The organism is Pseudomonas helleri (assembly GCF_001043025.1).
GTDB classification, from domain to species: Bacteria; Pseudomonadota; Gammaproteobacteria; order Pseudomonadales; family Pseudomonadaceae; genus Aquipseudomonas; species Aquipseudomonas helleri.
In genome coordinates this window covers 1-12,973 of record NZ_JYLD01000007.1, presented here as the reverse complement: position 1 = coordinate 12,973, position 12,973 = coordinate 1, and the positions used below count along the sequence as shown (strand labels likewise).

General features: G+C 57.1%; 11 protein-coding genes. All 11 read left to right on the top strand.

Features of this window, described 5'->3' with window-relative positions; translation table 11 throughout:
• Positions 1–213: 213 nt before the first annotated feature.
• The 11 genes from TU84_RS12580 (at position 214) to TU84_RS12530 (ending at position 12,684) form a co-directional block, all read left to right on the top strand.
• Positions 214–1,065 (top strand): MIP/aquaporin family protein, encoded by an 852-nt coding sequence (locus TU84_RS12580; protein WP_048369415.1) that lies wholly within the window; start codon positions 214–216, stop codon positions 1,063–1,065.
• 88 nt (positions 1,066–1,153) lie between these two features.
• Complete coding sequence (glpK, locus tag TU84_RS12575) at positions 1,154–2,659, top strand: glycerol kinase GlpK (protein WP_048369414.1); 1,506 nt, start codon at positions 1,154–1,156, stop codon at positions 2,657–2,659.
• A 161-nt stretch (positions 2,660–2,820) separates the two neighbouring features.
• Entirely contained in the window at positions 2,821–3,576 is a 756-nt protein-coding gene (locus TU84_RS12570; RefSeq protein WP_048369413.1) for a DeoR/GlpR family transcriptional regulator, read from the top strand.
• A 261-nt stretch (positions 3,577–3,837) separates the two neighbouring features.
• Positions 3,838–5,376 carry a glycerol-3-phosphate dehydrogenase gene (gene glpD, locus TU84_RS12565; RefSeq protein WP_048369412.1) on the top strand — a complete coding sequence of 513 codons (1,539 nt, stop codon included), beginning with the start codon at positions 3,838–3,840 and terminating at the stop codon, positions 5,374–5,376.
• Between the two features lie 355 nt (positions 5,377–5,731).
• Positions 5,732–6,646 (top strand): glutamate/aspartate ABC transporter substrate-binding protein, encoded by a 915-nt coding sequence (locus TU84_RS12560; protein WP_048369411.1) that lies wholly within the window; start codon positions 5,732–5,734, stop codon positions 6,644–6,646.
• Between the two features lie 187 nt (positions 6,647–6,833).
• Positions 6,834–7,580: an amino acid ABC transporter permease gene (locus tag TU84_RS12555; protein WP_048369410.1), complete on the top strand. Its 747-nt coding sequence runs from the start codon at positions 6,834–6,836 to the stop codon at positions 7,578–7,580.
• Positions 7,580–8,254, top strand: coding sequence for an amino acid ABC transporter permease (locus TU84_RS12550; protein WP_048369409.1), 675 nt, complete (start codon positions 7,580–7,582; stop codon positions 8,252–8,254). Before TU84_RS12555 ends, TU84_RS12550 begins: the two co-directional genes overlap by 1 nt.
• Positions 8,251–8,985: an amino acid ABC transporter ATP-binding protein gene (locus TU84_RS12545; RefSeq protein ID WP_048369408.1), complete on the top strand. Its 735-nt coding sequence runs from the start codon at positions 8,251–8,253 to the stop codon at positions 8,983–8,985. Before TU84_RS12550 ends, TU84_RS12545 begins: the two co-directional genes overlap by 4 nt.
• 137 nt (positions 8,986–9,122) lie before the next feature.
• Positions 9,123–11,027 carry a two-component sensor histidine kinase AauS gene (gene aauS / locus TU84_RS12540; RefSeq protein ID WP_048369407.1) on the top strand — a complete coding sequence of 635 codons (1,905 nt, stop codon included), beginning with the start codon at positions 9,123–9,125 and terminating at the stop codon, positions 11,025–11,027.
• Positions 11,024–12,349, top strand: a complete 1,326-nt coding sequence (aauR, locus tag TU84_RS12535) for a two-component response regulator AauR (protein WP_048369406.1) — start codon at positions 11,024–11,026, stop codon at positions 12,347–12,349. Before aauS ends, aauR begins: the two co-directional genes overlap by 4 nt.
• 8 nt (positions 12,350–12,357) lie before the next feature.
• Positions 12,358–12,684, top strand: a complete 327-nt coding sequence (locus tag TU84_RS12530) for a GlpM family protein (protein WP_174479326.1) — start codon at positions 12,358–12,360, stop codon at positions 12,682–12,684.
• Positions 12,685–12,973 lie beyond the last annotated feature (289 nt).

The following is a 12,973-nucleotide window of genomic DNA, read 5'->3' as shown; positions in this document are numbered from 1 at the left end:
TCATGTGAAAGTCAGAATGTGGCGCATCGTTCACTTTCGACCTTTGACAGCAGTGTTTGTTGTCTATATTTTTCGAATCTGAACATACCGCCTATTACCTATGTTCTGTTACCGACCCATGAATTTCCAAAAAAACGGCATCTGTTTTTTCTGTACCGCTGCACTGCCACCCCTGACTAACGACGTCAAAAAACAACAACAAAGAGGTTTCAAATGACGACTGCAACGCAGCACCCCAAGCTTTCAGGTCAGTGCCTCGCCGAATTTCTCGGCACTGCACTGCTCATATTTTTCGGTACAGGATGCGTTGCGGCTCTCAAGGTCGCGGGCGCCAGCTTTGGCTTATGGGAAATCAGCATCATCTGGGGCATTGGCGTCAGCATGGCGATTTACCTGACAGCCGGGGTTTCCGGTGCACATCTGAATCCGGCGGTCAGCATTGCGCTGTGCCTGTTTACCGATTTTGATAAACGTAAACTGCCGTTCTACATCCTTGCTCAAGTGGCCGGTGCCTTTTGTGCGGCGGCGTTGGTTTATACGCTCTACAGCAATTTGTTCTTCGATTATGAACAAGCGCACAACATGGTTCGCGGCAGCCAGGCCAGCCTCGAATTAGCCTCGGTCTTCTCGACTTATCCGCACCCGGCGCTCTCCACGTTGCAAGCCTTCCTCGTTGAAGTGGTGATCACCGCCATCCTCATGGGCGTGATCATGGCCCTCACCGACGACAAGAATGGCCTGCCACGCGGTCCGCTGGCGCCACTGCTGATTGGTCTGTTGATTGCCGTGATCGGCAGCTCGATGGGCCCGCTGACCGGCTTTGCGATGAACCCGGCGCGTGACTTCGGACCTAAACTGATGACTTTCTTTGCTGGCTGGGGCGAAATTTCCTTCACTGGTGGCCGCGATATTCCTTATTTCCTGATTCCAATTTTTGCACCCATCGTCGGTGCCTGCCTCGGCGCGGCCATTTATCGCGGGCTGATTGCCCGTCACTTGCCCCAGCCAGAGTCCGCACCTGCGCACGCTCCAGCGGTCGCCGAGGTTAAAACCCAAGCGTCCTGATATCGACTTATGAAACGGGGCGCATGAGACTACTGCCCGTAACCTGCTCGCGCCCGGAAACCATTACTTCATTCTGCAAGGCAACCCCATGACCGACATTCAGAATAAGAACTACATCATTGCGCTGGACCAAGGCACTACCAGTTCGCGAGCGATCATTTTTGATCGTGACGCCAACGTGGTCTGCACCGCGCAACGCGAGTTTCAACAGCATTACCCGCAAGCCGGCTGGGTTGAACATGACCCGATGGAAATCTTCGCCACCCAGAGCGCGGTCATGGTCGAAGCGCTGGCCCAGGCCGGTCTGCACCACGACCAGGTAGCGGCAATCGGTATCACCAACCAGCGTGAAACCACGGTGGTGTGGGACAAAATCAGCGGTCGCCCGATCTACAACGCCATCGTCTGGCAATGCCGTCGCAGCACCGAAATCTGCGAACAGCTCAAGCGTGGTGGTCATGAACAGTACATCCGCGAAACCACCGGTCTGGTCACCGACCCGTACTTCTCCGGCACCAAACTCAAGTGGATCCTCGACAACGTCGAAGGTAGCCGTGAGCGCGCGCGCAAAGGCGAATTGCTGTTCGGTACCGTCGACAGCTGGCTGATCTGGAAATTTACCGGCGGCAAGACCCACGTCACCGACTACACCAACGCCTCGCGCACCATGCTCTTCAACATCCACACTCTGGAGTGGGATGCCAAGATGCTGGATGTGCTGGATATCCCGCGCGAAATGCTGCCAGAGGTTAAATCCTCTTCCGAAATCTATGGCCGCACCAAAAGCGGCATCGCCATCGGCGGGATTGCCGGTGACCAGCAAGCCGCGTTGTTTGGCCAGATGTGCGTCGAGCCGGGCCAGGCCAAAAATACCTATGGCACCGGCTGCTTCCTGCTGATGAACACCGGCACTAAAGCGGTCCAGTCCACCCACGGCATGCTGACCACCATCGCTTGCGGCCCACGCGGTGAAGTGGCTTATGCGCTGGAAGGTGCGGTCTTCAACGGCGGCTCGACAGTGCAATGGCTACGCGACGAGCTGAAAATCATCAACGATGCACATGACACCGAATACTTTGCCAACAAGGTCAAAGACAGCAATGGCGTGTATCTGGTGCCTGCGTTTACCGGTCTGGGCGCGCCTTACTGGGACCCGTATGCCCGTGGCGCATTGTTCGGCCTGACCCGTGGCGTACGGGTAGACCACATTATTCGTGCAGCCCTTGAGTCGATTGCCTACCAGACCCGCGACGTACTCGACGCCATGCAGCAGGACTCGGGCGAACGCCTGAAAGCCTTGCGCGTTGACGGTGGCGCGGTGGCCAACAACTTCTTGATGCAATTTCAGGCTGACATCCTCGGCACCATGGTCGAACGCCCGCAAATGCGCGAAACCACAGCCTTGGGCGCCGCCTACCTGGCTGGTCTGGCTTGCGGTTTCTGGGGCAGCCTGGATGAATTGCGCAGCAAAGCGGTGATCGAGCGCGAATTCGAACCTCAGCTTGAAGAAGCGAGCAAAGAGAAGCTCTACGCTGGCTGGAAAAAGGCCGTAGAGCGTACACGCGACTGGGAACCCCACGAAGAAAGCAACTAAGCCAGCACGTAAGCCAGCACGGCTCAATTGCCGGTAAAACACCCAACGGGCGCCCTTCGCGCCCGTTGTCATATCTGTATTCATGGCACCTGTGTGTAGCAGGTCGGGGCCTTCCTGCGGCATCATGAGCGACTTTTGCTTCGCCGCCCAAAGGAAACTCCATGAATCTGCCTCCACGCCAACAGCAGATCCTCGAACTCGTTCGCGAGCGCGGCTATGTCAGCATCGAGGAAATGGCTCAGTTGTTCGTTGTTACACCGCAGACTATCCGCCGCGACATCAACCAGTTGGCCGAGGCCGATTTGCTGCGTCGTTATCACGGTGGCGCGGCCTACGACTCCAGCGTTGAAAACACGGCCTACGCCATGCGCGCCGACCAGATGCGCGATGAAAAACGCCGTATCGGTGAAGCTATCGCCGCCCAGATTCCTGACCACGCCTCGATTTTCATCAACATCGGCACCACCACCGAGTCGATTGCCCGGGCGCTGCTCAACCATAACCACCTGAAAATCATCACCAACAACCTGCACGTTGCCTCAATTCTCAGCGCCAAAGACGACTTTGAAGTGCTGATAGCCGGCGGCAACGTACGCCGAGACGGCGGCATCGTGGGTCAGGCCAGCGTCGACTTTATTAATCAGTTCAAATTCGATTTCGCCCTGATCGGCATCAGCGGTATTGATTCGGATGGCAGCTTGCTGGATTTCGACTACCAGGAAGTGCGCGTTTCTCAGGCCATTATCTCCAACGCCCGACAAGTGATTCTGGCGGCGGACTCCAGCAAATTCGGCCGTAATGCCATGGTACGACTGGGCCCGATCAGCTTGATTGACTGCCTGGTGACCGACCAGCACCCGGTGCCTGAACTGACCCAATTGCTGGCACAGAACAAAATCCGCCTCGAAGTGGTTTAAGCCATATGTGTGGGAGCGGGCTTGCTCGCGATGGCATCTACACCGTGATTCAGGGCGACCGTGTCGCCTGAATCGCGAGCAAGCCCGCTCCCACAAAACGCCCTCCCCAACCTAAATGTTCGAAAATCTTCCTTTCAACGCTCTTCGATGAGTTTTTTCAATCGAAGTAAGCTGGCTGTGCGCGTCTTTATCCGCTAACATTTTCGAAAATGAACATTAATGTTCGAATTCAAATATGCGTGAACAACGCGAGGCCCCGACATGCCCTTGACCACCTTGCCTGCCACCCCCCTCTCAGAGGTATACGACGTTGCCGTGATTGGCGGCGGGATCAACGGTGTCGGCATTGCGGCTGACGCTGCAGGTCGCGGCCTGTCGGTATTCCTGTGCGAAAAAGACGACCTGGCCAGCCATACCTCGTCTGCCAGCAGCAAGCTGATTCACGGCGGCCTGCGCTACCTTGAACACTACGAGTTCCGCTTGGTGCGCGAAGCCCTGGCCGAGCGTGAAGTGTTGCTGGCCAAAGCCCCGCACATCGTCAAACCCATGCGCTTTGTATTACCGCATCGCCCGCACCTGCGTCCGGCGTGGATGATTCGTGCGGGTCTGTTTCTATACGACAACTTGGGTAAACGCGAAAAACTCGCCGGTTCTGTGAGCCTTAAATTCGGCGCCGACAGCCCGCTCAAGCCTGAAATCACTAAAGGCTTCGAATACTCCGATTGCTGGGTCGATGACGCTCGCCTTGTCGTACTCAATGCCATGTCTGCGCGTGAAAACGGCGCTCACATCCACACCCAGACTCGCTGCGTCGGCGCGCAACGTAGTAAAGGCCTGTGGGAATTGAACTTTGAGCGAGCTGACGGCAGCCTGTTTTCGATTCGCGCCAAAGCCTTGGTAAACGCTGCCGGCCCCTGGGTTGCCAAGTTTATTAAAGAGGATCTGAAACTGGACTCGCCGTACGGTATCCGCCTGATTCAAGGCAGCCACCTGATCGTGCCCAAACTGTATGACGCGCCTAACGCGTTTATTTTGCAGAACGAAGACCAGCGGATAGTTTTCACCATTCCGTACCTGGACCAGTTCACCATCATTGGCACCACAGACCGCGAATACACGGGCGACCCGGCCAAGGTCAGCATCACCGAGGCAGAAACCGATTACCTGTTGAACGTGGTCAACTCGCACTTCAAGCAGCAACTGAGCCGTGACGACATTCTGCGCACCTACTCGGGCGTACGCCCACTGTGCAATGACGAGTCGGACAACCCGTCAGCGGTAACCCGCGATTACACCTTGTCTCTGTCAGGCGCTTCGGGCGAAGCCCCGCTGCTGTCCGTGTTCGGTGGCAAGTTGACCACCTACCGCAAACTGGCCGAGTCGGCCATGGCGCAACTGACACCGTTCTTCACCCAGATCAAACCGAGCTGGACGGCCACAGCGACCTTGCCGGGCGGCGAAGACATGACCACGCCTCAAGCCCTGAGCGCGGCCTTGATCAGCAAACACAACTGGTTGGACGCGGCTATTGCCAAACGCTGGGCAATTACCTATGGCAGCCGCTCCTGGCAGTTGCTGGACGGCGTGCAAAGCTTGAGCGAGATGGGTGAGCACATCGGCAGCGGCCTCTATAGCCGCGAGGTGGACTACCTGTGCCGCCAGGAATGGGCACTGGATGCGCAGGACATCCTGTGGCGCCGGACCAAATTGGGCCTGTTCACCACTGCCGCCGAGCAAGAGCGCCTGGCGCACTACATGGCCAGCCTGAACCTCAAGCAGCGCAAGGTTGAAGCGGCTTAACCCCTTCACGTATGAGTGCGCCATTGCAGGTGTAAACCCCGCGATCTTTTAAACATAGAAAGATCGCGGTGTTGCATCTCCCACACCGATAAGCGGTATTTCCTCATTCGGTTTTCCGAACGCTTATCGCCCTGCTATTCGGCTTTCCGGGCGCAACGCCCTCCAACCCTCACCTAGAAAAACTTTAAAACCTATATAAATCAATAAGTTGAAGTTTAATTCCGTCTCTGGCATGACTCATGCTCTACACTCAGGGCCGAATGCGAAAACAGCGTTTAATCTGTTTAGCGTTTCGAAGTACCTAAAGAGCTCGTGAACGGGCTCAAATAAAAAAAACAATGTCGAGGAAAAATCGATGCGCATCGTTCCGCAACTTTTGAGTGCAGCCATTGCTGTAGCTCTGATTAGCACTCCAGTATTCGCCGCTGAACTGACCGGCACACTGAAGAAAATCAAAGAATCCGGCACCATCACCCTTGGGCATCGTGACTCCTCCATTCCGTTTTCTTACATCGCTGACGCATCAGGCAAGCCGGTTGGCTATTCCCATGATGTGCAACTGGCAATCGTTGAAGCGCTGAAAAAAGACCTGGACATGCCTGACCTTAAGGTCAAGTACAACCTGGTCACCTCCCAGACCCGTATCCCGCTGGTACAAAACGGTACCGTTGACGTTGAATGTGGCTCCACCACCAACAACGCCGAACGCGCTCAACAAGTGGATTTCTCGGTCGGCATCTTCGAAATCGGTACCCGTCTGCTGTCCAAAAAGGACTCGCAGTACAAAGATTTCGCTGACCTGAAAGGCAAAAACGTCGTCACCACCGCAGGTACTACCTCCGAGCGTATCCTCAAGGCCATGAACGCTGACAAGCAGATGGGCATGAACGTGATCTCGGCGAAAGACCACGGCGAAGCCTTCAACATGCTTGAGTCGGGCCGTGCGGTTGCCTTCATGATGGACGACGCCCTGCTGGCCGGTGAAATGGCCAAAGCCAAGAAGCCGGATGACTGGGCCGTAACAGGTACACCACAGTCGTACGAAATCTACGGCTGCATGGTGCGCAAAGGCGACCCGGACTTCAAAAAGGCTGTAGATGACGCCATTGTTGCTTACTACAAGTCGGGCAAAGTTAACGACTCCTACAAGACGTGGTTCCAGTCCCCTATCCCGCCAAAAGGTCTGAACCTCCAGTTCCCGATGAGCGACCAACTTAAAGCCCTGATCGCCACTCCAAATGACAAGCCTGCGCCTGACGTCAAAATCTGATTTTTGACCAGCCCCCGAGCGTGAATGACTCCGCTCGGGCGCTTTTATCACCTGCGGTACTAGCCATAAGTAAGCACTCGAACCGCTGGTTGTCGAGCGGGACGCGTGTGCCCGACTGCACTGTCGGAGAGAACGGATTCCCTGAAGCAAGTGCTTGTCTATAGACCCATCTGAGGGGAGACCCTGAATGAATTACAACTGGGACTGGAGCGTATTCTTCAAGTCCACCGGCGTAGGCAGCGAGACGTATCTCGACTGGTTTATTACCGGACTGGGCTGGACCATCGCGATCGCTGTTGTCGCCTGGATTGTCGCGCTGATACTGGGTTCGCTGCTGGGCGTGATGCGCACCTTGCCGAACCGTTTTATCGCGGGTATCGCCACGGTTTACGTGGAAATTTTCCGTAACGTACCCCTGCTGGTTCAGCTGTTCATGTGGTACTTCCTGGTACCCGATCTGCTGCCGCAAAACCTGCAGGACTGGTACAAGCAAGACCTCAACCCGACGACCTCGGCCTACCTGAGCGTGGTGGTGTGTCTGGGTCTGTTTACCGCCGCACGGGTGTGCGAGCAAGTGCGCACCGGTATCGAAGCCTTGCCGCGCGGCCAGGAGTCGGCTGCCCGGGCCATGGGTTTCAGCTTGTCGCAAATTTACTGGAACGTGCTGCTGCCCCAGGCTTACCGCATCATCATTCCGCCGCTCACCTCTGAGTTCCTCAACGTGTTCAAGAACTCCTCGGTGGCGTCCCTGATCGGTTTGATGGAACTGCTGGCGCAAACCAAACAGACGGCCGAGTTCTCCGCCAACCTGTTTGAAGCCTTCACCCTGGCCACGCTGATCTACTTCACCCTGAACATGAGCCTGATGTTGCTGATGCGTCTGATCGAGAAGAAAGTCGCCGTACCCGGTCTGATGTCTTTGGGGGGTAAATAATGGACTTCTTCGATTTCAGCGGTATCGTTCCAGCCCTGCCGGGCCTGTGGAACGGCATGATCATGACCTTGAAGCTGATGGTGCTCGGGGTTATCGGTGGCGTTGCACTCGGCACCGTGCTGGCATTGATGCGCTTGTCGTCCAGCAAGTGGCTGGCCAACCTGGCCGGCGCTTACGTGAACTACTTCCGTTCGATCCCGCTGCTGCTGGTTATTACCTGGTTCTACCTGGCCGTGCCGTTCGTGCTGCGCTGGATCACCGGTAAAGACACGCCAATCGGGGCTTTCGAGTCGTGCATGGTGGCTTTCGTCATGTTCGAAGCCGCCTACTTTTGCGAAATCGTACGGGCCGGTGTGCAGTCGATTCCCAAAGGCCAGATGGGCGCAGCCAAAGCGCTGGGCATGAGCTACGGCCAGGCCATGCGCCTGATCATCCTGCCTCAGGCGTTTCGCAAGATGACCCCGTTGCTGTTGCAGCAAAGCATCATTTTGTTCCAGGACACCTCGCTGGTTTACACCGTGGGCCTGGTTGATTTCCTCAATGCTTCGCGCTCCAGTGGCGATATCATCGGCCGCTCCAACGAATTCCTGATTTTCGCCGGTCTGGTGTATTTCATCATCAGCTTTTCCGCCTCGCTGCTGGTCAAGCGTCTGCAAAAAAGGTTTGCCGTATGATCTCGATCAAGAACATCAACAAGTGGTACGGGGACTTCCAGGTACTGACCGATTGCAGTACCGAAGTCAAAAAAGGCGAAGTGGTTGTAGTCTGCGGCCCGTCGGGCTCGGGTAAATCGACCTTGATCAAGTGCGTCAACGCCCTTGAACCGTTCCAGAAAGGCGACATCGTGGTTGACGGCACATCGATTGCCGACCCGAAGACCAACCTGCCAAAACTGCGTTCGCGCGTTGGCATGGTGTTCCAGCATTTCGAACTGTTCCCGCACATGACCATCACCGAAAACCTGACCATTGCGCAGATCAAGGTACTGGGTCGCAGCAAAGCAGAAGCCACCAAAAAAGGCCTGGAACTGCTGGAGCGCGTGGGTTTGTCGGCCCATGCCCACAAGCACCCTGGCCAGTTGTCTGGCGGTCAGCAGCAGCGTGTCGCGATTGCCCGCGCCTTGGCCATGGACCCGATCGTCATGCTGTTCGACGAACCGACCTCGGCACTCGACCCGGAAATGGTGAACGAAGTCCTCGACGTGATGGTGCAACTGGCCCACGAAGGCATGACCATGATGTGCGTGACCCACGAAATGGGTTTTGCACGCAAGGTGGCCAACCGGGTGATCTTTATGGACCAGGGCAAGATCGTTGAAGACTGTGAGAAAGAAGAATTCTTCGGTGACGTAAGCGCCCGTTCCGAGCGTGCCCAGCACTTCCTCGCCAAAATCCTGCAGCACTAAATAGCACCACACCTCGTAGGAGCGAGCTTGTCTCGCGATCTTTTGATCTTCTAAAAGATCGCGAGACAAGCTCGCTCCTACAGGTGATATCAGTTAATCAGCTGCCATTGCGCAGTGGTTGACCCAAGGCATCTGTGATGAAATGCGACCCCAACCTTTATCGCGGTGCCCCGCCCTCACTTGCCGTGAAACCACGTCTGCTTCGTCACTTGCTGCTGCCGCCGCTGATTATCCTGATGATGATCGGGTTAGGTTATGCGGGTTACCGCATCAGTGAACATTTTGGCATTACCACCCTGAGCGAAAGCGGCGAGCGTCAGCTTGAACTGCACGCGCGCACGGTCGAAAGCGAACTGAGCAAATACACTTACCTGCCCAGCCTGCTAGAGCTGGAGTCCAGTGTGTCCTCATTACTGGCTGACCCGAGCGTGCAAAACCGGGTCGCCGTCAATCAATACCTCGAAGGCTTGAACCGCCGCAGCCGCAGCCGGGCAATCTACGTGCTCGACACCACTGGCCGGGTCGTCGCCACCAGTAACTGGCGTGATGTCGACAGTTACCTGGGTGAGGACTTGTCTTTCCGCGCCTATTTTCAGGACGCGGTACGCGGCCAGCCCGGGCGTTTCTATGGCATTGGCAGCACCACGGGCGAGCCGGGCTATTACCTGGCCCATGGCCTGGAAGAACAAGGCAAGATCATTGGCGTCGCGGTGATCAAAGTGCGTCTCGAAGCCCTTGAAGAACGCTGGCAACGCGCGCGCCTTGAAGCCTACGTGAGCGATGAAAACGGCATCATTATTCTGTCCAGCGATCCAAGCCGGCGGCTCAAGTCGGTACGCCCGCTAACTGCTGACATCAAAGAGAAGCTGGCCCGCAGCCTGCAGTACTACTGGTGGCCGCTGATCGAACTCGAACCCCTTGAGCGCGAGCGACTGGGCGACGGCGTTGAAAAAGTCACCTTTACCGCCAACAGCGAAGTGGTGACCGACGACAAAGAAGTCAGCTATCTGGCACAAACCCGCAGGCTTAACGACACGCCGTGGGACATCACCCTGCTGACGCCCTTGCAGGACCTGCGCCGTGAAGCTGCCAACCAGGGCATGCTGCTGGCAGGTGCGTTTGCGCTACTGGCCTTTCTGCTGATTGCTTGGAATGAACGGCGCAAAGTTATCGCCACCCGGCTGGCAGCCCGCGAGGCCTTGCAAGAGGCCAATAGCCAGCTGGAACGCAAAATCACTGAGCGCACCGCTCACTTGCGCGCCAGCAACGAACGCCTCAAAGGCCAGATTCGCGAGCGGCGCCAGGCCGAAGAAACCCTGCGCCGTGCCCAGGACGAACTGGTGCAGGCCGGAAAACTGGCGGCCATCGGGCAAATGTCCACCAGCATTGCCCACGAACTGAACCAGCCTCTGGCGGCCCTGCGCACCCTGTCCGGCAATACCGTGCGCTTTTTGGAGCGCGGCGACCTGACCGTTGCGGCCAACAACCTCAGCACCATTAATAACCTGGTTGACCGCATGGGCCGCATCACTGCCAACCTGCGCTCGTTTGCCCGACGCGGCGACGATCATGGCCAGGCCAACCTGAACAAAGCGGTCGAAGCCGTGCTGCAACTTCTCGCCAGCCGTCTTGAAGGCTCCGGCATTGAACTGCAACGACACTTCAGCGATGCCGACCTCAAGATCGATCAAACCCGGCTTGAGCAGATCCTGCTCAACTTGATCGGCAACGCCCTCGACGCCCTGCAAGAGCAGCCAACAGCCCCGCAGCTGTGGCTTGAGGGCGAACACATCGACGGCAAATACCGCCTGCGCGTGCGCGACAACGGCCCCGGCATTGACCTCGAAAACCGTAAGCATCTGTTTGAACCGTTTTTCACCACCAAACCCGGCGAACAAGGCTTGGGCCTTGGCTTGACGCTGTCTGCCAGCCTCGCCGCAGCAGCGGGCGGTAACCTCAGCGTCGAGTTTCCGCAGGCCGGTGGTGTTGCGTTTGTCCTCCTTTTACCGCTGGTGCAACCCGCTAAGGCCGAGCCGATATGAACCACGAGCTGACCGTCCTGATTGTTGAAGACGACCCTCACGTACTCTTGGGATGCCAACAGGCGCTCGCGCTGGAAGACATTCACAGCGAAGGCGTCAGCAGCGCCGAACAGGCGCTGGAACGGGTGGGTGATAACTTCCCCGGCATCGTCATCAGTGACATTCGCTTACCGGGCATCGATGGCCTGGAGCTGCTCAAACGCCTCAAGGCCCGCGATCGCAGCCTGCCGGTGGTGTTGATTACCGGGCACGGTGATATCTCTATTGCCGTGGGTGCGATGCGTGACGGCGCCTATGACTTTATGGAGAAGCCGTTTTCCCCGGAACGGCTGGTCGATGTCGCACGCAGAGCGCTGGAGCAACGCAGCCTGGCCCGTGAAGTATGGTCGCTGCGCCGGCAACTGGCCGAGCGCGACTCGCTTGAGGGGCGCATCATCGGCCGCTCCCCGGCCATGCAGCAATTGCGCGAATTGATCGCCAACGTCGCCGATACGTCGGCCAACGTGTTGATTGAGGGTGAAACCGGCACCGGCAAAGAGCTGGTCGCCCGTTGCCTGCATGACTTCAGCCGCCGCCAGCCCCAGCAATTTGTCGCGCTCAACTGCGGCGGGCTCCCGGAAAACCTCTTTGAAAGCGAAATCTTCGGTCACGAAGCCAATGCCTTTACCGGCGCCGGTAAACGCCGGATTGGCAAAATCGAACACGCTAATGGCGGCACGCTGTTTCTCGACGAAGTTGAAAGCATGCCGCTCAACCTGCAAATCAAGTTGCTGCGGGTATTGCAGGAGCGGACCCTGGAACGCCTGGGCTCGAACCAGAGCATCGACGTCGATTGCCGGGTCATCGCCGCGACCAAGTCCGACCTTGATCAGTTGGGTAAGGCTGGCCAATTTCGCAGCGACCTGTATTACCGCTTGAACGTGGTCACCCTCGAACTGCCGCCCTTGCGTGAGCGTCGCGAAGACATCCTGCAACTGTTCGAATATTTCCTCCAGCAGTCGTCCCTGCGTTTCGACCGCACCGCGCCAGAGCTGGACAATCAAACCTTGTCCAACCTCATGAGCCATGACTGGCCGGGTAACGTGCGCGAACTGCGCAACGTGGCCGAGCGCTTTGCCCTGGGCCTGCCCGCGTTTAAAAAGCCCGGCAGCAATGCCTCGCAAGGGTTGGGCTTTTCCGAGGCCGTCGAAGCCTTCGAACGGACCTTGCTCAGTGATGCCTTGCAACGCAGCGGTGGCAACTTGACGCAAGCCAGCCAGGAACTGGGCATGGCCAAAACCACGTTATTCGACAAAGTTAAAAAATACGGACTCGCACACTGATGGATCTGATTCTTAAAGCGGCGTTGGGGGCAGCGGTCGTCATCATCCTGGCGATCCTGGCCAAAACCAAAAACTACTACATTGCAGGGCTGGTGCCGCTGTTCCCGACCTTCGCCTTGATCGCCCACTACATCGTCGGCAAAGGACGCTCGGTAGACGACCTGAAGACCACCATTGTGTTCGGCATGTGGTCGATCATCCCCTACTTCGTTTACCTGGCCGCGTTGTACGTGCTGGTCGACCGATTGCGTCTTGAAGCTTCGCTGGCGCTGGCAGCAGTGGCCTGGCTGATGGCTGCCACTGTGCTGGTGAGCGTTTGGGTACGGTTGCACTGATACACATTACCTGTAGGAAGGGCCACCGCGTCTTCGACGCCGCGCTGTCGCGCAGCAAACAGGCCACCGACTATCTTCAGCATCCCCCAATCGGTTCCCTCTCCTTCGGGAGAGGGCTAGGGTGAGGGGGGGCTCTTAGATCAAGATCAAAAGATCGCGAGACAAGCTCGCTCCTATGTATGGACTCGCCCCCCACTGTCAACCCGCTTTTGCCCACTGACACCCGGCTGCATCTATGTATAAGGCCTATTCTAGGAAGCCATAATCGGCTTCTGGCCAACATTTTATG